Here is a 25,615-nt window from a genome sequence, read left to right as displayed (position 1 = left end):
CGCTCCCGTTGGAGGACTTCTGCGACCAGATACTCCCACCGGCGCTGGTCAGGGCGCCGGCCATCATCGCCGCGCCGATGGGCCCGCCGACACCGGTGCACATGACCGCGAAACCGGCCACCACCATGGCCCCGGCGGCGATGTATTCCCAGTTCTCGCTCACCCAGCCGGTCACCGCACCGGCGGCGTTCTGCAGCATGCCGTTGGACGCCTGCTGGTATGCGCGTAGGTCTTCCTCGGAGACGGGCCGCAGGCCGAGGGGGTCTGCCATGCCGACTGGGTCGTTACCGGCGTACGAGTACGGGTTCGCCGCCCAGGCGGCGCCGGTGACCGGTTCGAGGGGGTCGGTTGAGAGGAATGCCCTGGTGGCGGGGTCGTAGACGCGGGCGCCCATCCAGTCCAGGCCGGCGGCTTGCAGGGTGCCGTCGGCGCCGACTCCGATGTTGGCCGCCCCGGTTTGTGTTGGGGGTGCCGGCGCTGTTGCGGGTGTGGTGGGGCCGGTGTGTCGGAGGCGGTTGTGGAGGGCGTCGAGGCCGGCCAGCAGGGTGGTGGTCTGGGCGGCGGGGCCGTCGGTGTCGGGGACGAGCCATACCGTGTCCTCGTCATCGTGGTCTGCCGTGGTGGTGAGGGCGGTTGTGGTGAGGGCGTCGGTGATGTGGCGTGCGCCGATCTGGGCGAGTGTGGGCAGCGCCGCGGCGGCGTCCCAGTAGACGGGCTGGTCGCCCGCGGCGGCGAGTTGGCCTCCGGCGTCGACGTGGAGCAGGGTGTCGTGGGCCCGGACCTGGTCGCCGTGGCGGGTGATGCGGGTGATGCGGGTGAGGAAACCGCGGGGGTCCCAGGCGAAGAGGCGTTCACCATCGGGCCCGGTCTCACGGACCCGGCGCCCGGACGGGTCGTAGTCGTAACTCAGACGAGTGCCGTCGGGCAGCAGGGTCCAGACCAGCTGCCCGGCCTTGTCGTAGCCGTGCCGGGTCCTCTGGCCGTCGGTGGTCTCGGTGACCAGCCGGCCGCCGGCGTCCCACTCGTAGGCGGTGCGGGTGCCCTCGCTGGTGACCGCGCCGGTCAGCTGCCCGGCCCGGTCATAGGTGTAGTCGGTGCGCAGCCCGTCACGGATCTCCGCGACCACGCGCCCGCTGCTGTCACGTTCGATACGGGTTTGTTGGATGAAACCACGCCGGTTCACCCGGTGGGCGACCACGGCGCCGTCGTGCCAGGTCCAGGTGGCGTCCAGCCCGGGCCCGTGCACGCCGGTGACCCGGCCCAGCCGGTCACGGTCGATCCTCACCCGGCCGAGCCCTGGCCGGCTGATCGCGGACAGCCGGTTGTTGGCGTCGTACTCGTAGCCGGTGGAGCTGCCGTCGGGGGTGTGCATGCTGGTGCGCCGCCCGCCGATGTCGTAGCTGTAGGACACGCCGACGCCGTCACGGAGCCGGTGGACGAGGTTGCCGCGGGTGTCCCAGGCGGTCTCGACCCGCTCACCGCCGGCGCCGATCTGGGTGAGGGTTCCGGCGGCGAAGTCCCGTTCGGTGCGGGTGAGCAGGCGCCCGTCGGCCCAGGTGCTTTCTGGCCGGCCGGACCGGTCGTAGCACCACTGCATGCCCCGCCCGCCCGCATCAGTGCGCTCGGTCAGGCGCCCGGCCTGGTCGTAGCTGTACCTGGTGGTCCTGCCCAGCGGGTCTGTCTGGGAGACCAGCCGGCCCATCTGGTCGAAGACGCGTTCGGTGCGGGCCCCGGTCGTGTCGGTGACAGCGACCTGCCGGCCCGCCTCGTTGTACTCGAACCGGGTGACCTGACCCAGTGCGTCGGCCGCCCAGACGAGCTGTCCGGCCTTGTCGTAACCGAACCGGCGGTGCCCGTTCCACCGGTCACGCACACTGGTGATCCGCCCGCACCTGTCGTAGCCGAACCGCACCACTCCGCGGCCGGGCTGGCGGCGTTCAACGATCCGCCCGCACGCATCGAACCGGGTGGACACACTCTCGCCGGTCGGCCACAGTTCCCCGCAGATCCGCGAGTCGGCGTCATAGACCATCTCGTAACGGTCCCCGCCGGTACTGATCGTGGTCGCCCAGCGGCCGCACTGGTCGTACTCGTACCGGTACGTCCGCCCGGTGGGCTGGGTCACCTCGACCACCCGGCCGGCCGCGTCCCTACCGAACCTGGTCCTCGCCCCAGCGGCGTCCACCGTCTCGACCAGCCGCCCGCACAGGTCGTAACGATTCACCCGGGTACCACCATCGGGCCCCGTGGTCGAGACGAGCCTGCCCAACCGGTCCCACACCGCGGTCGCGTCATCACCACCATCACTAACCCGCACCGGGGCGCCGAAGTCACCGCGGGTCACGCTCCTACTGACCCCGGTGGGGTCGGTCGTGCCGGCCAGCATGCCGTCGGGCCCATAGCCCATCTGCCACACCCCGCCACCGGTATCACGCATACCAGTCAGACGCGACAACCCGTCATAGCTGAACTCCCAGCACGACCCGTCCGGCAGCTCCACGCCCGCCAGGTTCCCCAGGTCGTCGTAGCGCTGGGCCACGACACGGCCCAGCGGATCGATGGTGCGTTCCCGCTCACCATGGCCGCCATGCTCCATCAGCGTGCGCCCGCCCTCCGGGTCGACGACCGCCGTCAAACGCCCGGCCGCCGTGTACTCGAAACGCGTCCGGGCCCCATCAGGATCGACCCGGCACGCCAACGCCCCGGTGCCCGGGTCATAGACGTACTCGGTCCTGTGCCCCAGCGGCGTCACGGCAGCAACAACACGCCCCGCCTCATCGCGCTCCAACCGGGCCGTGTCACCGGCAGCGTTCGTCGACGACACCAGGTCACCGTGCTCGTCGTAACCGAAACACACCCGCACACCAGCAGGATCGGTGATCTCCAACAGCACACCGTCACGCCACAGCATCGACGTGACACCGCCCTCAGCATCCACCACCCGACACGGCCGGCGCTGGCCCGCCTCGTACTCATAACTGGTGACAGCCACCCGACCGGCACCACCGGCACCGCTGCCATCAGCGTCGATGTCGGACACACTGGTCCGCACGAGCCGGTCCAGCCCGTCCCACTCCTGGTCGACCCTGGCCCCCGACGCCAGCCGCCGCGTCACCAAACGACCCCTGGCGTCATACACCGACACCGTCTCGGCCCCGTCACGCTCACGCACCCACACCGGGTTCCCGTGCCGGTCATAACCGGTCGACTGACGACGCCCATCGGCGTCCACCAGCCCGATCAACCGGCCATTGCGGTCATGAATCCACGTATTGCCCCGCGAACCGTCCTCATCACTGGTCGCGGTGACACCACCCGACAGATACGCATACCGGGTGACGCGCCCGAACGCGGACCGCTGCCTGGACACCCGACCCCGCTCGTCATAACTGTTGGTGACCTCCACCACACCATCGGCATCGATGACCGCCTCGATCAGCCCGGCCTCACCCCACCGGTAACGGCGCGCCCCGCCGCCACCACGAGCCTCCACCAGACGCCCGGACCCGTCATAGCCGTAATCGACACGCCGCCCGTCATCGGCCACCACAGCCACGACACGCCGCCCGTCACCGGACCACACCAGCCCCAGGCCCCGGCCCCACACGTGTTCCATCCGCACCAGGCGCCCGCCGGCGTCGTACGACAACTCCACACCGGTGCCATCGCCCTCACTGGTGCCGCGCACCCGCCCGGCCGCATCGACCCGCCACACCAGGCCCCACGACGAGGTCACCCGCCAGCCGCCAGCCGCCAGCGCCTCCAGCCACAGGTTCTCACCGATCGCCCGGCCCCAGCCCTCGCCCACACGGGGGAACACCACGACCCGGCCATCGAACAACCGCAGCCTGGCACCCTCCCCGTCAACCGTCAGCCCGGCCTCGCACCACGACGACCAGCCCGGCCCGAACGCGCCCGCCTCCGGGTTCAACGCACTATACGACCGCCGCCACGACAACACCCCGGCCAGGCCCGTGAACCCCAGGTCGTCCTCGACCTCCACGAAATTACCGGTGAACGCGTTCACCGGGTCATCCGCGTACCCGGTCGTCGGAGGCGAACCATAGGCCGTCGGCGGATCCACCCGCAGATCCTCCCGGCCGGCCCGCACCCCCGCAGCCGCCAGCATCGCCCCAAGCGCCGAGTCCGGCACGCCCGCCACACCATCACCAGCACCGGCATCCTCGAACGCGCCAGCCACCACATCAGCCCAACGAGCGTCGTTCTCGTTCTGCTCCAACCACGAACCCAACGCCGCGATCACACTCGACGCGTCCAACGTCGCCCACGAACAACTCGCCGCGAAATCATCACAATGCCCCGTCAACGAGCCCGACAACCCCGACAACTCACCATCGGCCGCCCGGGAACTGGCCGCGAACGACCGCAGATTCGCAGGAGACCCGCTCGTCACCCCACCAGAAGACCCCGTCCCGGTCAACTCCTGACGCACAGCAGGACTCGCAGCCGCCACCGTCTTCGACGCCGAACCACTCTTCTCAGCATCAGAAATCTCCGCAAACGGCGGCTCCTCACCACCGAAGATCTTGTCGATGAACTTGTCAGCCTGACTCCGGTCGGCCTGACGCTGCGCCCACTCCCGGGCCTGCCGACGCCGGTTGTTCTCGGCCCGCGCCTTCTCGTCCAGATCCTCCACACCCAAAGCCACCTGACGCAGAACCCGCGCGATCTCGTCCAAGTCGCTCAGCTGCGTCGCACCGTTCTGACCGAACAACCTCGCGTAATAGCCCTCGAAATCAGTCGAGCCAGTAGACCGGTAACCCTGACGACTCCCCCGCTGGCCCTCCAGCTTCGAAGCCGCGCCGCGGAACGCCGACTCCAACGACGCCGACACGCCGAAGTCATAGTCGACATCCGGCATGCCCTTCAAACTGTCAACATTGGCCTCATCGACCCTCACGAACATCGCCTCCAAGGGGTGAGCCCCGGCCCACCAGCAGGACCACCCGGGCCCGCAGACAACCAGACCCGACCACGCCCGCCCCAACCAGACCAGGAATGGAACAGCAAAACCGCGTACAACCAAGCACACTAACACCACCCACCCACAACAAACAGACGTCCACGAGCCGAGATGCTCCGGTCGTCTCATTCGCCGTCGTCGTGTCTGCGTGAGGCCGAACGGCGAGGTGAGAGCAGGTGCGGTCCGGGAGTGTCCTGGTGTGGGGCCGTCCGGCGCTCCATGATTGTTACAATCGACTTGTAATTAATCGTTCGTGGTGCCCCGGCCGCCCCACGGAAGGAGCCCGCCATGGCAGACCCGCCGATCGTCGAGACACACGACCACGAGCCCGAGCTCGACGCCACCCGGATTCCCCACGAGATCCGCCACGCCGCCATCCTCGGTGCCCTGCAGGGCCTGGGCGTGGGCGGCTCGATGATCCTCGCCGCCCCGCACGACCCGCTGCCGCTGCTCGCCCAGATCGACAACGCCTGGCCGGGCGTCTTCGCCCGCGAGTACGTCCAGGAGGGCCCCGACGTCTGGAAGATCCGCTTCACCCGCCAGGCCTGACCGGCATGAGTGACGAGCCTCGCGCCGGCCGCGCCGCCGGACCCGAACGGGATCTTGGCGCGGTGCGCGAGCGCGTCCTGTCGGCTCTCGTGCGGGCCGGCGGACCGCTGTCCATCGACGACATCGCCGCGAGCCTGGACGTGCACCCCAACACGGTGCGTTTCCACCTCAACCGGCTCGCCGGCGAGGGGATCGTCGAGGCCGCCAGGGCCTCCTCGGCCGGGCGCGGCCGCCCCCGCATGCTCTACACGGCGACCGACAGGGCCTTCAGCGCCGGCCCGCAGAACGACCGGCTGCTCGCCGACGTGTTCATGCACCACTTCGCCCGCCTGCACACCGGCGCGCTCGCCGCGGCCGCCGAGCAGGCCGGCCGCGAGTGGGCCGGGCGTGCGCTGGACGAGCAGCCCGGCGCCCCCGGCGGCGACGACGTGGCGCGTCTGGTGGAACTGTTCGACACCTGGGGTTTCTCGCCGGTCCTCGGCGATGGCCCCGACGGGGAACGGACCGTCGAACTGTGCACCTGCCCGTTCAGCCACGAGGTCGAGCAGCTGCCCGAGCTCGTCTGCCCGGCGCACCGCGGCATCGCCGCCGGCGTGCTCGAACGGCTCGGCGACACCTGGCGGGTGGCCGAGCTGACGCCGCGCAGTTCGCCCGGCCGGTGCACGCTCACCTGCTGCCGGGCCGGCCGCTGAGGAAACGCCACGGATCCCGTCCGTCCGCGACCCGCGAAAGGGCGCCATGCCGAACGCCCCGTCCACACCAGCGACCGCATCGAGGCCGGGGCCCGCCCCCACCGGCCGGCTGCGCCGCGTCCTGTTCCTCGTCCCCTGCGGGCTGTCCATGCTCATGGGCCTGGACGCCGCGCTGGCCCTGCTCGACCTGCCCGCCCCGCTCAGCGGCGAACGGTTCACGAGCGGCCACGGCATGCTCATGGTGATCGGTTTCGTCGGCGCCCTCGTGAGCCTGGAGCGCTCGGTGTCGATCAGGCGCTGGTGGGCCTACGCCGCGCCGGTCGCCATGGCCCTCGGCTGCCTGCTCACCCTCGTCGCGCCGCTGCCGGTGCGGGCCGACAGGGCCGTCATGGTCGCCGGCTGCCTCGCCATGTGCGCGAACTACGTCGTGCTGTGGCGGCGCAACCGCGAACCGCTCGTCGCCGTCCAGATCGGCGGCGGCATCTCGGCGCTGTGCGGGGCGGTCGTCTGGTTCGGCGGCGTGGCGATCCCCGGCTTCATCGCCCTGCTCATCTCGTTCCTGGCGCTGACGGTCATCGCCGAACGCCTCGACCTGTCACGCATCGGCCAGCTCGCCTGGACGCCGCGGCGCCGCCTGCTGCACGAGGACGCGCTCGTGCTCCTCGCCGTGCTGGCGGTCCTGGCCGGTCCGGCGACGGTGCTGTGGCCCGCCGCCGCCCTGCCCGGCTACGGGCTCGTCCTCATCGCCCTGGCGGTGCAGTCCGCCTCGGGTGACGTGGCGCGCCGCGGCATCACGGTGCCCGGCCCCAACCGGTTCATGTCGGTCATGATCCTGGCCGACTACGGCTGGCTCGCCGTCACGGGCCTGATGCTGCTGCGCCCCGCCCTGTCCGGCCTGCGCTACGACGCGACGCTGCACGCCGTCTTCCTCGGCTTCATCATGTCGATGGTCGCGGCCCACGCCTCGACGATCCTGCCCGGCCTGCTGGGCATCCGGATGCGTTTCGTCCCCGGGTTCTGGGGCGTCGGCCTGGTGCTGCACGTGAGCCTGGCCGTGCGCGTCACCGCCGACCTGGCCGGCTCCGAGTCCTGGCGTCGGATGGGTGGCCTGGGCAACGTCGCCGCGCTGCTCGGCCTCGTCGCCGTGGCCATCTGGTCGGCGGTGACGAAGGACCCGGCCGAGACCGGGCAGCAGCCCCCACGCCCCGCCGCCCAGGGCGGCCCCGGCATCCCGGCCACCACGACGACACCGAGGACCAACGCATGAACATCGAGAGCCCCACGACCACCCGTCGAGGCTCCGGGCCGGTCCGTGAGCGGCCCCGCGGGCTGGCCTCGCGGCGCGTCTGGCACCGCGTGACGGCCGTCCTCGTCTGCGCCTGGGCGCTCGTGGCCGTCGCCGGCACGATCGGTCAGCGCTGGCGCCCCGGCCTCGGCTGGCTCGGGCTGCACGCCGCGGCGCTCGGCGTCGCCACCAACGCGGTCGTCGTGTGGAGCGACTACTTCACCGCCGCCCTCATGCGCAGCCCCTCGAGGCGCCGGGCGCCCCAGGTCACGGTCCTGTCGGTGCTCAACGCCGGCATCCTCGCCCTCATGGCCGGCACCGAGACCGGCCGCGAGCCGCTGCAGACCGCCGGTGCGCTGCTGTGCGTCGCCGCCGTCATCGCCCACGCCATCATGCTGGGCGCGCGCTCCGCGGGGGCGCTCACCACCGGCCTGGGCCGGACCGTGCTCGCCTACTACCTGGTCTGCGGCTTCTGGTTCGTCGCCTGCGGCGTGCTCGGCCACCTCATGACCGCCGCCGGGGGCAGCCGCCTCGATGTCTTCATGCTCCCGCACATCGCCGCCGGCGTGCTCGGCTGGCTCGGGATGGCCGTCATGGGCACCCTGCTCACGCTGTGGCCGACGATGCTGCGCACTCGCATGGTGCCCGGCGCCGAGACCAACGCCCGCCGCGTCCTGCCCCTGTTCTGCCTCGCCATCGCGGTGACCGGCCTCGGCGGGGTCACCGGGCGCGGCTGGATCTCGGCGCTCGGGCTGCTCGGCTACACCGCCTGCGTCGGTGTGGGGATCAACGCCATGTGGGCCGCGGCGAAGGTGAAACGCCCCGCCGGCTACGCCTCCCGCTCGGTGATCTGCGGCCTCGCCTGGCTCGTCGGCACACTCGTGGCAGCTGTCGCTCTCATGGCCACCAGCGCCGGCCGCCAGCAGATGCTGGGGCGCCTGCCGCACCTGGCCTGGCCCCTCCTGGGTGGCTTCGCGGCCCAGCTGGTCGTCGGTTCCCTGTCCCATCTGCTGCCGGTCGTCTTCGGTGGCGGCCCCGGCAGGGTGCGTCGCCGCAACGCCATCATGGACGCCGGCTCGGACGCCCGGCTCATCAGCGCGAACACCGCCGGCCTGGCCCTGCTCGCCCCGCTGCCGCCCGCCGGGCGCGTCGCGGCCCTGGCCGTCCTGGCCGCCAACGTCCTGTTCCTCCTCGTGACGATCCTGCGCTGCGCCCTGGCCAGGCGGCCGCTGGGCATCAGCGCCGACGACACGCTCGCCGAGCGCGGCCGCCGGTTCGCCTGGATCCTCGGCGCGGGCGTCGTGGCGCTGGCCATGGCGGTCGCCACCGCCGTCTCTCCGTCGACGATGGTCGGCGGCCTCGACGCCGGCGCCGGGGCCGGCGCCGACCTCTCGGACGCGCCCGTCCAGCGCGTCCAGGTCACCAGCGCCGACATGGCGTTCACGCCGAACCGGATCTCGGTGCCCTCGGGCACCCGCCTCGTCGTCGCCCTCACCAACGAGGACACCGGCGGCCAGGTGCACGACCTGACCTTCGCCGGCGGCGCCGGCACCGGCCTGCTCGCGCCCGGCGCCAGCGCCGAGGTCGACGCCGGTGTCATCACCGAGTCCCAGGAGGCCTGGTGCTCGGTGGCGGGGCACCGCCAGATGGGCATGGTGCTGCAGATCGTCGTGGACGGCACCGCCGCACCGGCCGGCTCCTCCGGGGACGACCACGGCGCGTCCGGCGAGCACGCGGCGCTCGACCCGAATGCGACGATGAGCGTCGGCGCCTTCGACGCCGCACTGGCACCGGCCACGGACCGGACCGTCCACGAGGTCCACATGGAGGTCACCGAGGAGGTCGTCGAGGTCGCACCCGGCGTGCGGCAGCTGCGCTACATGTACAACGGCCAGACCCCGGCCCCGATCCTGCGCGGGCACGTCGGCGACACCTTCGTCGTGACTCTCACCAACTCGGGCACGATGGGGCACTCCCTCGACTTCCACGCCGGCGACATCTCACCGGACGAGCCGATGCGCACGATCCCGCCCGGCGAGAGCCTCGTCTACACCTTCACCGCCCGCCGCTCGGGGATCTGGCTGTACCACTGCTCGACCGCCCCGATGTCCCTGCACCTGGCCAACGGCATGTTCGGCGCCGTCATCATCGACCCCGAGGGGCTGCCCGAGGTCGACCGCGAGTACGTCCTCATCGAGTCCGAGGCCTGGTTCGGCGCCCAGGGCGACAGCGCGGACGCCGACCGGCTCGGCGAGACCGAACCCGACGCCGTCATGTTCAACGGCTACGCCTTCCAGTACGACACGCACCCGCTGCCGGCAACAGTGGGGGAGCGGGTGCGGTTCTGGGTGCTCGACGCCGGGCCGAACGAGCAGCTCAACTTCCACGTCGTCGGAGCCCAGTTCGACACCGTGTGGAAGGAGGGCGCCTACACCCTTGAGTGCGGCCAGCAGCCGGCCGCCTCGGTGGACGCCTCGTGCCCCCGCACCGGTACCGGCGGCTCGCAGGTGCTCTCGCTGGGCGCCGCCGAGGGCGGTTTCGTCGAACTCGTCGTCAACGAGCCGGGTCACTACAGCTTCGTGAACCACTCCTTCTCGTACGCCGAGAAGGGCGCGCACGGGGTCCTCGAGGTCACCGCGCGCTGAGACCCGCCCCGGCCCGCGCGTCACGCCACGGCCGCCGCGGGACGGACCCGGCCGGGCCCTTGGCGCGCCCGGAGTCGGCCGACTCGCGCCGGCGTCGGGCCCGGGTGGCCCGCCCGGATCCCGGCCTGCCCGTAGTCGGCGGCGTCCCGCGGCGCCTTCGTGGCCCTCTCCGCCCGGGCCCCGGCCCGCCCGGAGTCGTCGGGCGCGGCTCGGGAAATGCCGGCCATGGCTAATAGTCTGGTCCCGTGAGCGATCCAGAAGAAGACGTCGAGCCCGTCGACGCCGTCGATGAGGGCTTCTTCGCGCAGACCGGCCCGAGCCTCTTCGGCGACGACGAACCGCTCGTGCCCGCGCCCGCCATGATCGGCGAGCCGCTGGTCGACACCGAGCTGGACGAGGCCGAATCGGTCGAGGCCAGCATCGAGGAGGGCTTCGACCCCGACGACCCGGCACTCGGTGAACCCGACGACGACGCCGACGACGGCGAGGGTCCGGTGGCCGAGATCACCGAGCCCGTCTTCGCCCCGGGCCCCGACGAGGAGGCGGAGCTCGAGCGGCGTGCCGAGCAGGAGGCGTCCCAGGCCCAGCTGGCGCTCTACCGCCGCTACCGCCCCGACACCTTCGCCGAGGTGATCGGCCAGGAGCACGTCACCGAGCCGCTCATGCGCGCCATCGCCAATGGCCGCGTCCACCACGCCTACCTGTTCAGCGGGCCGCGCGGCTGCGGCAAGACCACCAGTGCCCGGATCCTCGCCCGCTGCCTCAACTGCGAGCAGGGCCCCACGCCCACCCCGTGCGGGCACTGCCGCAGCTGCCGTGACCTGGCCACCGGCGGCCCGGGCAGCATCGACGTCATCGAGATCGACGCCGCCTCCCACGGTGGCGTCGACGACGCCCGCGACCTGCGTGAGGGCGTCTACTTCGCGCCCGTGCACTCGCGCCACAAGATCTACATCATCGACGAGGCCCACATGGTCACCCCGGCCGGCTTCAACGCCCTGCTCAAGGTGGTCGAGGAGCCCCCGGCGCACGTGAAGTTCATCTTCGCCACCACCGAGCCCGACAAGGTCATCGGCACCATCCGCTCGCGCACCCACCACTACCCGTTCCGGCTCGTGCCGCCGAAGGTGCTCACCGGCTACCTGCAGAGGATCTGCGACGAGGAACACGTGCGGGTCGAGTCCGGCGTGCTGCCGCTCGTCGTGCAGGCCGGCGCCGGCTCGGTGCGCGACTCGCTGTCGGTGCTCGACCAGCTGCTCGGCGCGGCAGGCGAGGACGGCGTCGGCTACCGGCAGGCCGCCGCCCTGCTCGGCCACACGCCCGACGCCCTGCTCGACGAGATGGTCGACGCCTTCGCCGCCGGTGACGGCAGGGGCGTCTTCGGCACGGTCGACAGGGTCATCGAGATCGGCCAGGATCCCCGCCGCTTCGCCGAGGACCTGCTCTCGCGGCTGCGCGACCTGGTCATCATCGCCCAGGTGCCCGACGCCCTCAGTTCGGGCCTCATCGACGTCGCGCCCGACCTGGCCGACCGGCTCAACCAGCAGGCCGTGCGGTTCGGCGCCGGCGAGCTGACGCGGGCCGCCCAGGTCATCGCGCAGGGGCTCACCCAGATGCGCGGCACGACCGCCCCCCGGCTCTACCTCGAGCTCATGTGCGCGCGGGTGCTCGTGCCGGGTGCCGACGCCTCCGAGGGCGGCATCACGGCCCGCCTCGATCGTCTTGAGCGGCGCCTCGGCGTCCCCGCCGCCGGCGGCGAACCGCCCGCCCAGGCCCCGGCCCGGCAGCAGACCTCGCCCGTCCCCGCCCAGGCCCCGTCCCGGCCCCCCGCGCCCGCTCCGCAGGAGACCGCGCGTCCACCAGCCCCCCAGCAGCCGCCCGCTCAGGGGCCCGCGGCCGGACACGGCCGGCCGCCGGCCCCCGGCCAGGCCCAGGACCCCCGGCGTCCCGCCGGCCAGGCTCCGGCGACGCAGCCCCCGGCTGCCCAGCGTCCAGCAGGTCAGCGGCCGGCGGGCCAGCCCCCCGCGGGTTCGCCTGCCCCAGCCGGCCGGCCGGCCCCGCAGGCCCCCGATCAGCCGGCGTCCGCGCCGCAGGCCGGCATCGCCCAGGTCACCACGGGCCAGCTGCGCCAGATGTGGCCGCAGGTGCTCGAGGCGGTCAAGGGCCGGCGCCGCTTCGCCTGGATGATCCTCGGCCCCAACGCCCAGGTCCTCGACGTCAACGCCGGCCGCCTCACGCTGGCCTTCAACAACCCGGGGGCCCGTGAGTCCTTCGTCTCGCACGGCGGCGCCGACGTGCTGCACGATGCACTCGTCGCCACGCTCGGCGCCGATCTCGAGATCGACACGGTCATCGAGGGGCAGGCCGCTGTCAACGATCTGCAGCAGCGGGGCGGCCCGCCCCCCGGTGGTGGCGATCCACGCCCTTTTGAACCGGCGTCTGCGCAGGCCGGGCAGCAGCCCACCGATCCCGCAGACGCCCCCGATGACCCGCCGGTCCATGACCCGTGGGCCGTCCAGCCGGGCCCCGCCGACCCGGCGCCGCCCTCGCAGCCCGCCCCGGCCCAGGAGGAAACCGCACCGGCGGCGGTGCGCCACCACGTCGTTCCCGCACCGCAGGAGGCCGAGGACCAGGAGTACGATCCCGACGCCGACGTGAGCATGGACGACGTGATGATCGAGGACTCCGACAAGTCAGCCACCCAACTGCTCATCGACGAGCTGGGCGCCGAGCTGATCGAGGAGGTCCCGAACGAGCCCCGGTCCTGAGCCGGGCGCAACGTACCATTGATGATCGGTGGCCGACCGTCGACGGCCGCGCCCGTACCGGCCAATCGTCCTGAAAGGCAGACCATGTTTCCTGAGGGTATGGATGTGAACGCCCTGCTCGAGCAGGCCCAGCAGGTGCAGGCCCAGCTCCAGGCGGCCCAGCGCGATCTTGAGGCCACGAGCTTCACCGGTACCGCCGGTGGTGAACTCGTCGAGGCCACCGTCCGGGGCAACGGCGAACTCATCGGCCTGGTCATCAAGCCCGAGGCCATCGACCCCTCCGACGCCGAGGGACTGGCCGACCTCGTCCTGGCCGCGGTGCGCGACGCCTCGACGAAGGCCTCGGCCGCCGCCCGGAAGGCGGTCCCCGATCTCGGTCAGCTGGGTCTGTGACGTGTACGACGGACCGGTCCAGGAACTCATCGACGAACTGGGGCGCCTGCCCGGGGTGGGCCCCAAGAGCGCCCAGCGCATCGCCTTCTGGATGCTGGAGCAGCCGCAGGCCGACATCGAGCGGCTGGCGAACGTGCTCATGACCGTCAAGGAGCACACCCACATGTGCGCGGTGTGCTTCAACGTCACCGACGCCGAGACCTGCCGCATCTGCCGCGATCCCCGCCGTGACCGCTCGCTCATCTGCGTCGTCGAGGAGTCGAAGGACGTCGTCGCCATCGAACGCACCCGCGAGTTCCACGGCCTCTACCACGTGCTCGGCGGCTCGATCAGCCCCATCGACGGGCGCGGCCCGGGCGACCTGCGGATCGCCGAGCTGGTGCGTCGCCTGTCCGACACGACGGTCGAGGAGGTCATCCTGGCCACCAACCCGAACCTCGAGGGCGAGGCGACCGCAACCTACATCTCACGTCTGCTCGGTGACACCCCGGGCATCCGGGTCAGCAAACTCGCCTCGGGCCTGCCCGTCGGCGGCGACCTCGAGTACGCCGACGACGTCACCCTCGGCCGGGCATTCAACGGCCGCCGCTACGTGGGCGACGGGGAGTAGAGACGGGTCGGGGCAGCCCGCTGCCCGTACCACTCATGCCCGCGCGCAGGACAGGACGTGGTAGGCGGCGAAACCACGGAGTAGTGTCGCCCGACATTGGCAGATCACGCCTGCAGGTCCGGGCACTTGACGGCCTCGCGAGTGGCCTTCTCTTCGTACTTCCCCTCGGGGCGGCTGATCAGTGTGCAGGCCCGGTGCTCATCGGCGGTTGAAGGATCTTCCTCCAAGGCCTTCTTGAGTTCGGCGCCCTCCTCGCACGAGAAGGTGTAGGTGACCTTTCCAGTGACATCGCCGCTCTTGTTCTTCCACACGATCTCCATCTGGCACCGCATTGGCACACTCGGCGTGGCTGTCGTGGGTGTCTGCTCGGGGCTGCTCTGAGACGCTGACGGGGAGCTGGATGAACTCGGATCGGCTGATGGGGTGTGTGGGTCGGGAGCCTCGCTGGGCTCCTCAGACGTGGGGGCCGGGGTCTCGTCAGTGGACGGCTCGGTGCTGCCGGGCTCCGGGTTGACAGGAGAGTTCGGGTTGAGGGCGTCGAGGATCCGCTCGGGCAGCGACTGCAGGGTCTCGAGGATCTGCTCGAGGATGTTCTGGTCGGTGCCCGGGCCGATGGGTTCCAGTTCCGGCTGGGAGGGCTGCACCAGGACGGGGGAGGGCGAGTCCTCGGGGGCCGACGAGCTCTGCTCCGAGGACGGGGACTGGGGCGGCGAGGCAGAGGGGGACTGCGGCGGCGTCGAGGAACTCGGGGTGATCGTCACGACCGGGGTGGTTGCCGGCAGGTCACTGTTTTTGTTCGAGTTGGCCAAGCCGACACCGACACCGGTCGCGGCAATGGCGCCAGCGGTCACTCCCGCAGCGATCTTCATGCGCGCAACACGGCGCGCCTTGATCGCGAAGCCGACCGCCTGATCCGCCAAGGAGGCGCTCATCGCGGTGGCTTCGGGAGGCGTGGCTGCCAGATTGCGCAGCTCGTCGCTGATACCCACAGAATTTCCTTCAACCTGTGGCCAGTCTGCGGGGCGAGGAGCCCTGCGGCCGGTCATCATCGGGGGCGTTCTGCATCACACGAGCCGGACCACCGGAACGTGTGGAAGCGTCATCATCATTGTCTGCCGGACGGTCGCCGACACGGCGATCCGGCACCGCGAGCGCAGGATCGCCGCTGTAGACTCTACCTCGTGATCCTGGCTCTTCGCCTTGGACCCAGGTGAAACCGATCTGCGCGGCCGATCCGACGGACGAGTTCTCCGCGGCCGCCTCGGCGGCGCTCTTGCGGCGAGCCTTCGCGTCGAGATGGCGGCGGATCTCCACGATCGAACCGAGTTTCCTCTTCCTGGGCTGCGTCTTCAGCGGGATCAGACCCTGCTCCCGCTCGTGGGGGCCGGCGTCGTTCCCGGCGGCCGGCATGACGACGGTGGGGATGTCTCCCTCGTCGTCCTGGACGGGCGGCGTACTGCTCAGCGCGCTGAAGGTGGCCAGGGCGCTGCGGACCTCTGCCGTGGTGCACCCCAGATCCGTGGCGACCTTCTGGCTGCTGCAATCGTCGAGCACGGCGTGCACGGCGATCGCCCGGTCGAGGGGCGCGAGGGCGGCCAGGCGGCGCGCGATGAAGGCCTCACCGCTCTGCTCACCCGCGTTGGCCGGCGGGGCGTCCTCGAAACCGTCCTTGCCGGCGTCCTCGAGGAAGAGTCGGTAGACGCAGAGCGTGGCCCACTCGGCGCACTCCGCGTCGCTCGCACGGTGCTTGTACTGCTTGAGCAGCGACCTCGCGGTGCGGTTAAGCAGGTTCTCGGCGGCCTCGCGGTCATGGCTGAGAAGGAAGGCGATGCGGAAGAGCGCAGGGGTGTGCTCCGCGACGAACTCGCGGTAACCCTCGGGCACTCCCATGCAATGGCTCCGATTCGGTTTCGGTGAGACGGGGACGGCGGACCCCGCCGTGGAGGTGAACTCGGCCAGCTTAGCAAGAGTTAAGAAAGAATCATATTTTACCTAGCCAAGTAGTCAATAATGTTTCACAGGATCAATTCAGGGTTGTTCCGGTGCGGCGGGGTGCGATCGGTCTGCGAACAGCGCCCAGCCCGTTGACCCCCTCGTCTACAATGGGCGGGTCGCAGGCGTTGATGGAGCCATCACTTCGGAGTCGCCGGAAGAACGGCAGGGCATCCTGCTCACTAGAACCGGCAGCGGCGAGCAAGTAAGAGGGGGTGCCCCGGGCGCTCCAAGAAGGGTGGTACCGCGGGCCGCCCCGGCCTCAGGACGGCCGGGTCTCTCGTCCCTTCGCAGCGTCAGAGACGTCGACAGCGAAGAGGAACGATGACACCCACCGAGCCCGCCACGAACCGGTACCGGGCGGTTCCCGCCCAGATCGACCTTCCCGCGATGGACCACGAGATCATCGCCTTCTGGGAGGCCAACGACACCTTCGCCAAGAGCTGGCGGGCCACTGAGGGCGGGCCGCGCTGGAACTTCTACGAGGGCCCGCCCACCGCCAATGGCCAGCCCGGCACCCACCACATCGAGGCGCGCGTCTTCAAGGACTTCTTCCCGCGCTTCAAGACGATGCAGGGCTACCGCGTCGACCGCAAGGCCGGCTGGGACTGCCACGGCCTGCCCGTCGAACTGGCCGTCGAGAAGGAACTCGGCATCGACTCCAAGAGCCAGATCGAGGAGTACGGCATCGAGCGGTTCAACACGAGGTGCCGGGCCTCGGTCAGCGAGCACGTCGACGAGTTCGTCGAGCTGACCCGCCGCATGGGCTACTGGGTCACCATGGACGACGCCTACTGGACGATGGCCCCCGAGTACGTGGACTCCGAGTGGTGGGCGCTGCAGAAGATCTTCGACGACGGCCTGCTGGTGCAGGACTACCGTGTCACGCCGTACTGCCCCAAGGACGAGACCGCGCTGTCCGACCACGAGGTCTCCCAGGGCTACAAGGACGTCACCGAGCCCTCGATCTTCGTCGCGCTCCCGCTGACCAGCGGGCCGTGGGCCGACCGGGACGCCAGGCTGCTCGTGTGGACGACGACCCCCTGGACCCTCGTCTCGAACACGGCCGTCGCCGTGCACCCCGAGGTCACCTACGTGCTCGCCACCGACGGCACGCAGCAGCTCGTGCTCGCAGAACCCCTCTTCGACACGGTGCTGGGGCAGACCGGCGAGGACGGCGAGCGGGTCTGGACGGTGCTCGAGACCGTCACCGGCGCTGACATGGCCGGCTGGGACTACGAGCGCCCCTACGAGCTCGTGCCCTTCGACAAGCGCGCCAACTTCATCGTGCTGGCCGACTACGTCACCACCGGGGACGGCTCCGGCCTCGTCCACCAGGCACCCGCCTTCGGCGCCGACGACATGGCCGTCGGCCGCGCCAACGACCTGCCGGTCATCAACCCGATCCGCCCCGACGGCACCTTCGAGGAGGGCCTGCCGCTCGTCGGTGGCCTGTTCTTCAAGGACGCCGATCCCGCGATCGTCGCCGACCTGGACCGGCGCGGCATCCTGTTCCGCTCCGAGGACCACACCCATTCCTACCCGCACTGCTGGCGCTGCGGCACCCCGCTGATCTACTACGCCCAGCCCAGCTGGTACATCCGCACCACCCAGTGCAAGGACGAACTGCTCGCCCAGAACGAGAAGACCACCTGGTACCCCGACAACATCAAGTGGGGCCGCTACGGCGACTGGCTGCGCAACAACATCGACTGGGCGCTGTCACGCACCCGCTACTGGGGCACGCCGCTGCCCATCTGGCGCAACGACGAGGACCCGTCCAGGCTCCGCTGCGTCGGCTCGCGCGCCGAGCTCGCCGAGCTGGCCGGCCGGCCCGAGCTGGCGGACATGGACCCGCACCGCCCGTTCGTCGACGATGTGACCTTCACCCTGCCCGGCGAGCCCGGCACCTACCGCCGCGTGCCCGAGGTCATCGACGCCTGGTTCGACTCCGGTTCGATGTCCTTCGCCCAGTGGGGCTACCCGTGGGTCGAGGGTTCGAAGGAGAAGTTCGCCGAGCACTTCCCGGCCGACTTCATCTGCGAGGCCATCGACCAGACCCGCGGCTGGTTCTACACGATGATGACGGTGCCGACCCTCGTCTTCGGCGAGTCCAGCTACAAGAACGTGCTCTGCCTGGGCCACATCCTCGCCGAGGACGGCCGCAAGATGAGCAAGCACTTCGGCAACATCCTGCTGCCGATCCCGCTCATGGACCGCCACGGCGCCGACGCGGTCCGCTGGTTCATGGCCTCCTCCGGCTCCCCGTGGTCGGCCCGCCGGGTCGGGGACACGACGCTGCAGGAAGTCGTCCGCAAGGTCATGCTGACCTACTGGAACACGGTCGCCTTCCACAGCCTGTACGCCCGCGCCAACGACTGGGCGCCCACCGGGCAGGCGCCGGCCATCGCCGGGCGGCACGTGCTGGACCGCTGGCTGGTCAGCGCCGTCAACCAGCTCGTCGTGGACGTCACCGAGGCCCTGGAGGCGTTCGACTCCCAGCGCTACGGCACGCTCATCGCGGCCTTCATCGACGAGCTGTCGAACTGGTACGTGCGGCGCTCGCGCCGCCGCTTCTGGGACGGCGACGCCGGCGCGCTGTGGACGCTGCACGAGACCCTGGCCACCCTCACCCGGCTCATGGCCCCGCTCGCCTCGTTCATCACCGAGCGGGTCTGGCAGGACCTCTTCCGCCCGACGCTGCCCGGCGCCCCGGAGTCGGTGCACCTGACCGGCTGGCCGCAGGCCGACACCGCGCTCATCGACACCGGGCTGGGCGAGGCCATGGACCTGGCCCGCCGGCTCGTCGAGGTGGGCCGTTCCGCCCGTGCCGAGGCCAAGGTGAAGACCCGCCAGCCGCTGGGCCGGGCGCTCGTCAACTCGGCCGCCATCGACCGGCTGCCCGCCGAACTCGTCGACGAGATCACCGCCGAGCTGAACATCGAACGCCTCGACTCGTTCAGCTCCGCCGGCGACGTCGTCGTCCACACCGCCAAGGCCAACTTCCGTGCCCTCGGCAGGCGCTACGGCAAGCAGACGCCCGTCGTCGCCGCGGCGATCGCCGAGGCCGACGCGGCGGCGATCGCCGCGGGCCTGGCCGACGGCGGCACGGTGACGCTCGACGTCACCGGGGTCGGGCCCGTCGAGCTGGGGGCCGACGACGTCTTCATCACCGAGCGCCCCCGCGAGGGCTGGTCGGTGGCCGACGTCCAGGGCGACACCATCGCCCTCGACCTCACGCTCACCCCCGAGCTCGTCAGCGCCGGCCGGGCCCGCGAGGTCATCAGGTTCGTGCAGGACTCCCGCAAGGCCGCCGGCCTCGACGTCTCGGACCGCATCGACCTGGCCTGGGCGAGCGATGACGCCGAGCTGGCGGCAGCCATCGAGACCCACGCCGAGCTGATCGCCGCCGAGGTGCTCGCCACGAGCATGCACCGCGCCGAAGCCGCCGGCGACTGGCGCGAGGACGACGACCTCCGCCTCCAGGTGAGGGTCACCAGGGCCTGAGCCGCAGCCACGCCCCTCGTCCCCGCCGCCCGCGCGACCCGTGCAAGCGGCGGGGACGTGCCGTCTGCAGGAGCCCCGGCCGGCCGCCGATTCGGTGGGGGCCGGTCAGCAGGTCTGCCCGGTCAGGCCGTTGATCCGGTCCGTCGCCTGCGCCACCCACGGCACGTTGTGCCCGGCGTAGCCGGCCGAGCACGCCAGAGAGAGCGCTTCGTGGACGCCGTCGCCCACCACCGGGGCCACCTGCACGTCACCGGCCAGCCGCGTGTAGTAGCGCACGTCCTTGCGGGCGTTGCCCAGCGCGAACTGCTGGCGCTCGTAGTCGCCGCCCAGGGTGGCGCCCATGATGGCGAGCAGCTGGTTGTCGAACATGCCCTTGCCCAACACGTCGACGAGGGTCTGCGGGTCGGCGCCCGCGGCGCGCGCCACGGTGAACGACTCGGCCAGGGCCGTCGTGGCGGCCTGGAGGCAGAAGTTGTTGAGCAGCTTGACCGTGTGTCCGGCGCCCACCGGGCCCGCGCGCAGGATGTTCTCGCAGTAGCTCGCCAGCACCGGCTCGATCCGGGCGAAGACCTCGTCGTCCGCCCCGACGAGCGTGTTGAGGCGGCCCTGCTCGGCCTCGGCCGGGCCGCGGGTGAGGGGCGCGTCGGCGTAGGCGACCCCGGCGGCCGCGGCCCGTGCGGCCAGCTCACGGGTGACGGCCGGCTCGCTCGTCGCCGCGTCGACGATCACCAGACCCTCACGCGGATCGGTGAGCAGCCCGTCCGGCCCGGCGACGACCTGCTGCACGTCCTGGGCGGTCGTGATGCAGATGACGACGATCTCGCACTGGGCCCCCAGCTCGGCGTTGCTGGCGACGCGGCGGGCGCCCATCGCCTCCAGATCGGCCGGGGCACTGCGGTGCACCGTGTAGACCAGGTCGAACCCGGCCTTGGCGATGTTCTTCGCCATCCCGTGCCCCATGAGGCCGTTCGCCCCGATGAACCCCACTGTCGTCGCCATTGTCATCGTGTTCCTTCCGTCCGGGTCAGGGCCCAGGATGTCACAGGCTCAGCCGGTCGTGCGGACGGTAGCCGAACTGGTCGAGCGCCTCGGTCATCGTCTGCGAGACGGCCAGCGAGTCCGACAGCGGCACCAGCTCGTGCTCGGTGGCCCCGGCGGCGATCGCGTCCGTGGCCGACTGCAGTTCGAGGCGGTACCCGGCGCCCTCGAACGGTTCGCTGATCACCTCGGCCTCGGTGTGGTTCTCCGGGGTGTGCACGGTGATGTACGAGGGGTGGTGGAACCGCGGGCCGACCTCGATGAAACCGCTCGTGCCGATGATCGTCATGCGCCCCGGGCCGTGGCAGGCCAGCGAGCAGCACAGCTGCGCGAACGAGCCGTCGCCGTAGCGCAACTGGAGTGCCACGTCGGCGTCCACCCCATTGCTGTAGCAGCGGCCGGTGCACTGCATGTCGGTGGGGGTGCCCAGGAAGTCCTGCGCGAAGTGCAGCAGGTAGACGCCCAGGTCGAGCATCGAGCCGCCGCCCAGCTCGGGCGCGAACAGCCGGTCCGTCGGGTCGAAGTCGCGGTAGGAGAACAGATCGCCCTGCAGCGCCCGCACCCGGCCGATGCGTCCCGACAGCACGACGCTGTGGGCGGCGCGCACGGCCGGCAGGAAGCGCGTCCACATGCCCTCCATGAGGAAGACGTGGCGCTCGCGGGCCGCGCGGATCAGCTGGCGGGTGTGCTCGTCCTGACAGCACATCGACTTCTCGACGAGAACCGCCTTGCCGGCACTGATCGCCGCCAGCGCCAGCGGGTAGTGCTGGGCGTTCGGGGTACCGATGTACAGCGCGTCGACGTCCGGGTCGGCGATGAGTTCCTCGTAGCTGCCGTGCACGTGCGGTATGTCGAACTCGGCGGCGAAGGCCCGCGCCCGCTCGGTGCTGCGCGATCCGACGGCGACCACCTCCGCGTCCTCGACCGCCTTGAACTCTGACGCGATGATGCGTGCCACACGCCCCGGCCCAGCGATTCCCCATCGAATGCTCATGTACTGAAGACTAGATTCCCGGCCCGCCGGGTGAACAGACCTCGCGTGCCGGACGCGGCGGATTCAGGGGCGAGCCGGTGGTGCCGTCACCCAGGCGACGGCTGCCCGCCTCGGTGGCGTGCACCGATGGGCAGCGGTTGAGTCGGTGCGAGCGCTCAAGGGGCGGGCCCTCCGGGCGCGGCGGACGGTTTGGGCGTCACCCGTCCGGTCGGGCACACGCCCCTTCACGCCCATGCCCGCGTCGGCGCGGCGTGTCTCGCAAGACCTAGTCGTCGTCCTCGCCGGGGGGCAGCGCCTTGTTGTCACGAAGATTCTGCTGGATCGTCCCGGTGACGATCGAGACCATCAGCGCCATGAGCAGGACCCGCCACGGTGCGCCGAAGAAGAGGACGCCGATGAGGGCCACCGGCCAGACCAGGCCGCTGACGAGACCGAGGGCGGTGGACAGCGCCCTTCGCCCCTCCCGGTCCCGGACCGCCGGGACGGATGCCCGCCAGGGCGTCAGCTCGCTGGGGCGCGCGGCGTGCCCGATCGGGCCGGACTCGTCGAAGAAACGGGCCTGCGGGTCCTCCGGCAGATCGGTGAACAACGCGTCGAGCTCGTCCTGGTGGTGCGCGGCGAGCGCCGCCGTCATGCGTTCCTCGAACTCCTCGGTGTCGAGTCGGCCGGCGGCATAGTGGCTCTGCAGGAGCTCGAGCGCGGCGTCCCGCTCGACGTCGCCGATGCGCAGGAAGGGCTTGTCCACGCGCCCAATGCTATTCCCACAGGCCATGGCCGGACGGCTAGAGTTGGGCTCGTCAGTCCACGAGGGGAAGCCATGGCAAGGATCGTCCAGAAGTACGGCGGATCATCCGTTGCGGATGCCGCATCCATCAAACGCGTCGCGCGACGCATCGCACGGGCACGGCGTGGTGGCGACGATGTCGTCGTCGTCATCTCGGCGATGGGTGATACCACCGATGAGCTGATGGACCTCGCGCTCGAGGTGAGCCCGCAGCCGCAGCCGCGCGAACTCGACATGCTGCTCACCACCGGCGAGCGCCAGAGCGCGGCCCTGCTGGCGATGGCCCTCAACGACTTGGGCGTGCCCGCCCGCAGCTACACCGGCAGCCAGGCCGGGGTCATCACCACGGGCCTGCACGGCAACGCCCGCATCATCGACATCACCCCCGGCCGCATCAACGCGTCCCTCGAGCACGGCAATGTCACCATCGTCGCCGGTTTCCAGGGCGTCAGCCAGGACACCAAGGACGTCACCACGCTCGGCCGCGGCGCCTCGGACACCACGGCGGTCGCCCTGGCCGCCGCCCTCGGCGCCGAGTACTGCGAGATCTACACCGACGTCGACGGCGTCTTCACCGCCGACCCGCGCATCGCCCCCGCCGCCGCCCAGATCCCCGAGATCACCTACGAGGAAATGATGGAGATGGCGGCCTGCGGCTCCAAGGTGCTGCACCTGCGCTGCGTCGAGTACGCGCGCCGCGAGAACATCCCCGTGCACGTGCGCAGTTCGTTCAACGACAAGCCGGGCACCTGGGTCACCGGACACACCGACATGAAGAAGGGCAATGAGATGGAACAGGCAATGATCACCGGCATCGCGTCCGACCGCGGTGAGGCGAAGGTCACGATCGTTGGTGTGCCCGACCAGATCGGCAAGGCCGCCAAGATCTTCGACGTCATCGCCGAGGCCGAGATCAACATCGACGTCATCGTGCAGAACGTCTCGGCCGCCGGCGGCCGCACCGACATCTCCTTCACCCTGCCGATGAGCGACGGCAAGAAGGCGATCGACGCCCTCACCGCCAACCAGGAGGAGATCGGCTTCGAGAAGCTGCTCTACGACGACCAGATCGGCAAGATCTCGGTCATCGGCGTCGGCATGCGCACCCATCCCGGTGTCACCGCCCGCTTCTTCGACGCCCTGGCCGAGGAGGACATCAACATCGACATGATCTCCACCTCCGAGATCCGCATCTCCGTCGTGGTCCGGGCCGATCTGCTCGACAGGGCAGTCCGTGCCGCCCACACCGCCTTCGGTCTCGACGCCGACGGCGAGGCTGTCGTCTACGCGGGTACCGGGCGTTGAGCTATCGCCCCCGCAGGGCCGACGTGCCGCCGGCGGATCCGTACGGCGACGACGAGCCGACGCGCATCATCCCGCGCGTCGAGCTCGAGGCCTTGGCGCCCGCCTTCCCGGGGGCTGGGCTACGGATCCATCCGGGCCAGAGCGGCCCGGGTGCACCGGTGGCGCGCCCTCCGGGGCCGGCGCGCCGGGCGCCCGAGGATCAACGGCCCGTCGCGGGCCCGCGCCGCGGCGCCCCGTCCGACCAGGACCAGCCGGTCACGGACGAGCGGATCGACCAGGCGGCGATCGACGACCGCGACCGGCGGAATCTGGGCCGCAACTCGGTCCTCATGGCCTCCGGCACCCTCGTGTCGCGGGTGCTCGGGATGGTCAACGCCATGCTGCTGGTGAAGGTCGTCGGCCAGACCCTCGCCGCTGACGCCTTCCGCTCGGCCAACTCGCTGCCGAACTACATCCTCGTGCTGCTCTCCGGCGGTATCCTCAACGCCGTCCTGCTGCCGCAGATCACCAAGGCGATGAAACGCCCCGACGGCGGCAGGGAATTCGTCGATCGGCTCCTGACCATCACCTTCGCCCTCATCCTGGGGGTGGCCCTGCTCTGCACCGTCGGCGCCGGCCTGCTCATGCGCATCACCCGGCTGCAGGGCCCGGCCCTGCACCTGGCGATGGAATTCGCCTATCTCTGCATGCCGCAGGTGCTCTTCTACGGGATCTTCGCCGTCTTCGGCAATCTGCTCAACGCACGCGGCTCCTTCGGCCCGTACGGCTGGGCGCCCGTGCTCAACAATGTCGTGGCGATCGGCGGCGAGCTGCTCTTCCTCCGGATGTGGGGTCAGCAGGCCGACCCGACCACCTGGACGACGCCGATGGTCTGGGTGCTGGCCGGCACGGCCACGCTCGGCATCCTCGCCCAGGCCCTCGTCCTGGTGCCTGTGCTCATCCACACCGGCTTCCGCTGGCGGCCGCGCTGGGGTCTGCGCGGCTACGGGCTCGGTCAGATCGGACGGTTCGCCGGCCTCACCTTCCTGGCGCTGTGCATCGCCCAGGGCGGCGGCCTGTTCATCCTGAACGTCGCCACCGGCATGATCGACCGCGCCCCCGAGGGCCGCTACGTCGCCGGCTACGCCGCCTACCAGAACGCCAACACGCTCTTCCAGATGCCCTACTCGCTCATCGCCTTCTCGATCCTCACGGCCCTGTTCCCGCAGCTGGCCCGCGCCTGGCAGCGGCGCGACGAGGCGGCCGGCCTGGGCGACATGCAGGAACTGCTCTACAAGGGCCTGACCCTGCCGATGGTCGGCATCATCCCGACGAGCGTCCTGCTCATCGCGCTCGCCCGTCCTGTCGTGCGCGGCATCTACTGGGGCCTGACCCCCGAAGAGGCCACCGCCACCGCCTGGGTGCTCGCTGTCATGGTCGCCTCGACCCTCGCGTACACGATCGTGACGTTGCAGCAGCAGTACTGCTTCGCCACCGAGCAGGGCGGCACGAACCTGTGGATGCAGTGCCTCGTCACCGGCCTGCAGGTGGCCTTCGCGTTGGTGGCGCTGTCGGTGCCGGCCAGCGTCGGCGTCGTGACGATCTGCCTGGGCATGTTCACCGGCAACACGGTGCTGGCCGTCGTCTTCACGGCTTACGCCCGCCGCCAGATGGGCGGGCTCAATCTGCGCGGCGTCCTCAGTCTCTACCTGCGGATGCTCGGTGCCTCGATCATCGGCGGCGTGCCCGCCTACCTCGTCGGCTCGTTCATCGTCTGGACCATGCACGACAGGCTCATCAGCCAGTACGCGGCCGATCTCGTCGGGGGGGTCGTCTTCGTCGTCTTCCTCCTCATCGGCGTGCGGATCTTCCGGGTCCGCGAGTTCCAGACCTTCCTCGACTCGATCCTGCGCAGGCTGCACCTCAAGCGCGGCTGAGCCCGGCATGCCGTTGCGGCCGGGGCCGTGCAATCGCCCGGCCCGGGGGAGTGCACGAGCGGGGGCGCGGGGCAGCGGCGGCGGTTCGTCGCCCGGGGCGCGGCGCGCGAGAGCGGCCCCACGTGGGGCCAGGGACCGGGCGGTTCCTCCAGC

The 25,615-nt window shown here is 70.9% G+C and carries 17 protein-coding genes; 10 read left to right on the top strand and 7 right to left on the bottom strand.

Features of this window, described 5'->3' with window-relative positions:
• Window positions 1–4,921 (bottom strand): DUF6531 domain-containing protein (locus D9T14_RS06810; RefSeq protein ID WP_147434116.1); only part of this gene is annotated, 4,921 nt, incomplete at its 3' end.
• A 351-nt stretch (window positions 4,922–5,272) separates the two neighbouring features.
• Between D9T14_RS06810 and D9T14_RS06805 the strand changes: the two genes are divergently transcribed.
• Genes D9T14_RS06805 through D9T14_RS13630 form a run of 4 tightly spaced genes read left to right on the top strand, consistent with a single transcriptional unit; the run spans window position 5,273 to window position 10,155 of the window.
• Window positions 5,273–5,533 carry a DUF2249 domain-containing protein gene (locus tag D9T14_RS06805; protein ID WP_119161658.1) on the top strand — a complete coding sequence of 87 codons (261 nt, stop codon included), beginning with the start codon at window positions 5,273–5,275 and terminating at the stop codon, window positions 5,531–5,533.
• Window positions 5,534–5,538: 5 nt separating this feature from the next.
• Window positions 5,539–6,225 carry a helix-turn-helix transcriptional regulator gene (locus D9T14_RS13635; RefSeq protein ID WP_182482060.1) on the top strand — a complete coding sequence of 229 codons (687 nt, stop codon included), beginning with the start codon at window positions 5,539–5,541 and terminating at the stop codon, window positions 6,223–6,225.
• A gap of 46 nt (window positions 6,226–6,271) precedes the next feature.
• Window positions 6,272–7,492, top strand: coding sequence for a DUF8744 domain-containing protein (locus D9T14_RS06795; protein WP_119161657.1), 1,221 nt, complete (start codon window positions 6,272–6,274; stop codon window positions 7,490–7,492).
• Complete coding sequence (locus D9T14_RS13630; RefSeq protein ID WP_170175642.1) at window positions 7,489–10,155, top strand: multicopper oxidase domain-containing protein; 2,667 nt, start codon at window positions 7,489–7,491, stop codon at window positions 10,153–10,155. The genes D9T14_RS06795 and D9T14_RS13630 overlap by 4 nt, the downstream gene beginning before the upstream one ends.
• 20 nt (window positions 10,156–10,175) lie before the next feature.
• Here the strand turns inward: D9T14_RS13630 and D9T14_RS06780 are convergent, their stop codons facing one another.
• Window positions 10,176–10,382, bottom strand: coding sequence for a hypothetical protein (locus D9T14_RS06780; protein WP_119161656.1), 207 nt, complete (start codon window positions 10,380–10,382; stop codon window positions 10,176–10,178).
• Between the two features lie 132 nt (window positions 10,383–10,514).
• On the opposite strand from D9T14_RS06780, the gene D9T14_RS06775 reads away from it, so the two are divergent.
• The 3 genes from D9T14_RS06775 (at window position 10,515) to recR (ending at window position 13,926) form a co-directional block, all read left to right on the top strand.
• A complete protein-coding gene (locus tag D9T14_RS06775) occupies window positions 10,515–12,923 on the top strand; it encodes a DNA polymerase III subunit gamma and tau (protein WP_119161666.1) in 2,409 nt (802 codons plus the stop codon).
• An 84-nt stretch (window positions 12,924–13,007) separates the two neighbouring features.
• On the top strand, window positions 13,008–13,316 hold the full coding sequence (locus D9T14_RS06770; RefSeq protein WP_119161655.1) for a YbaB/EbfC family nucleoid-associated protein: 309 nt from the start codon (window positions 13,008–13,010) through the stop codon (window positions 13,314–13,316).
• 1 nt (window position 13,317) lies between these two features.
• Window positions 13,318–13,926, top strand: coding sequence for a recombination mediator RecR (gene recR, locus D9T14_RS06765; protein ID WP_119161654.1), 609 nt, complete (start codon window positions 13,318–13,320; stop codon window positions 13,924–13,926).
• Between the two features lie 104 nt (window positions 13,927–14,030).
• Here the strand turns inward: recR and D9T14_RS06760 are convergent, their stop codons facing one another.
• Window positions 14,031–14,915 carry a hypothetical protein gene (locus D9T14_RS06760; protein ID WP_119161653.1) on the bottom strand — a complete coding sequence of 295 codons (885 nt, stop codon included), beginning with the start codon at window positions 14,913–14,915 and terminating at the stop codon, window positions 14,031–14,033.
• A 10-nt stretch (window positions 14,916–14,925) separates the two neighbouring features.
• Window positions 14,926–15,816, bottom strand: a complete 891-nt coding sequence (locus D9T14_RS06755; RefSeq protein ID WP_126464171.1) for a sigma-70 RNA polymerase sigma factor region 4 domain-containing protein — start codon at window positions 15,814–15,816, stop codon at window positions 14,926–14,928.
• Between the two features lie 426 nt (window positions 15,817–16,242).
• On the opposite strand from D9T14_RS06755, the gene ileS reads away from it, so the two are divergent.
• Window positions 16,243–19,425, top strand: coding sequence for an isoleucine--tRNA ligase (gene ileS / locus D9T14_RS06750; RefSeq protein WP_119161651.1), 3,183 nt, complete (start codon window positions 16,243–16,245; stop codon window positions 19,423–19,425).
• A 105-nt stretch (window positions 19,426–19,530) separates the two neighbouring features.
• Here ileS and D9T14_RS06745 read toward each other — a convergent pair whose 3' ends face one another.
• The 3 genes from D9T14_RS06745 to D9T14_RS06735 form a co-directional block, all read right to left on the bottom strand.
• Window positions 19,531–20,424: an NAD(P)-dependent oxidoreductase gene (locus D9T14_RS06745; protein ID WP_119161650.1), complete on the bottom strand. Its 894-nt coding sequence runs from the start codon at window positions 20,422–20,424 to the stop codon at window positions 19,531–19,533.
• A 40-nt stretch (window positions 20,425–20,464) separates the two neighbouring features.
• On the bottom strand, window positions 20,465–21,457 hold the full coding sequence (locus tag D9T14_RS06740) for a Gfo/Idh/MocA family protein (RefSeq protein ID WP_119161649.1): 993 nt from the start codon (window positions 21,455–21,457) through the stop codon (window positions 20,465–20,467).
• Window positions 21,458–21,722: 265 nt separating this feature from the next.
• Entirely contained in the window at window positions 21,723–22,202 is a 480-nt protein-coding gene (locus D9T14_RS06735; protein WP_170175643.1) for a DUF1707 SHOCT-like domain-containing protein, read from the bottom strand.
• A gap of 72 nt (window positions 22,203–22,274) precedes the next feature.
• Here D9T14_RS06735 and D9T14_RS06730 point away from each other — a divergent pair, with 72 nt between their 5' ends.
• Both D9T14_RS06730 and murJ read left to right on the top strand, forming a co-directional pair.
• Window positions 22,275–23,546 carry an aspartate kinase gene (locus D9T14_RS06730; protein WP_119161647.1) on the top strand — a complete coding sequence of 424 codons (1,272 nt, stop codon included), beginning with the start codon at window positions 22,275–22,277 and terminating at the stop codon, window positions 23,544–23,546.
• Window positions 23,543–25,462: a lipid II flippase MurJ gene (murJ, locus tag D9T14_RS06725; protein ID WP_232012449.1), complete on the top strand. Its 1,920-nt coding sequence runs from the start codon at window positions 23,543–23,545 to the stop codon at window positions 25,460–25,462. The genes D9T14_RS06730 and murJ overlap by 4 nt, the downstream gene beginning before the upstream one ends.
• Window positions 25,463–25,615 lie beyond the last annotated feature (153 nt).

This window comes from Propionibacterium australiense (assembly GCF_003666605.1).
In the GTDB taxonomy this organism is placed as follows: Bacteria; Actinomycetota; Actinomycetes; order Propionibacteriales; family Propionibacteriaceae; genus Propionibacterium; species Propionibacterium australiense.
This window is presented reverse-complemented; position numbering and strand designations above follow the sequence as displayed.

Coding starts and splice junctions, on each gene's coding strand:
- D9T14_RS06780 (WP_119161656.1), bottom strand. CDS start 10,382: ATGGCCGGCATTTCCCGAGCCGCGCCCGACGACTCCGGGCGGGCCGGG.
- D9T14_RS06770 (WP_119161655.1), top strand. CDS start 13,008: ATGTTTCCTGAGGGTATGGATGTGAACGCCCTGCTCGAGCAGGCCCAG.
- D9T14_RS06795 (WP_119161657.1), top strand. CDS start 6,272: ATGCCGAACGCCCCGTCCACACCAGCGACCGCATCGAGGCCGGGGCCC.
- D9T14_RS13635 (WP_182482060.1), top strand. CDS start 5,539: ATGAGTGACGAGCCTCGCGCCGGCCGCGCCGCCGGACCCGAACGGGAT.
- D9T14_RS06740 (WP_119161649.1), bottom strand. CDS start 21,457: ATGAGCATTCGATGGGGAATCGCTGGGCCGGGGCGTGTGGCACGCATC.
- D9T14_RS06775 (WP_119161666.1), top strand. CDS start 10,515: ATGATCGGCGAGCCGCTGGTCGACACCGAGCTGGACGAGGCCGAATCG.
- D9T14_RS06730 (WP_119161647.1), top strand. CDS start 22,275: ATGGCAAGGATCGTCCAGAAGTACGGCGGATCATCCGTTGCGGATGCC.
- D9T14_RS06755 (WP_126464171.1), bottom strand. CDS start 15,816: ATGGGAGTGCCCGAGGGTTACCGCGAGTTCGTCGCGGAGCACACCCCT.
- D9T14_RS06745 (WP_119161650.1), bottom strand. CDS start 20,424: ATGGCGACGACAGTGGGGTTCATCGGGGCGAACGGCCTCATGGGGCAC.
- D9T14_RS06805 (WP_119161658.1), top strand. CDS start 5,273: ATGGCAGACCCGCCGATCGTCGAGACACACGACCACGAGCCCGAGCTC.
- D9T14_RS13630 (WP_170175642.1), top strand. CDS start 7,489: ATGAACATCGAGAGCCCCACGACCACCCGTCGAGGCTCCGGGCCGGTC.
- ileS (WP_119161651.1), top strand. CDS start 16,243: ATGACACCCACCGAGCCCGCCACGAACCGGTACCGGGCGGTTCCCGCC.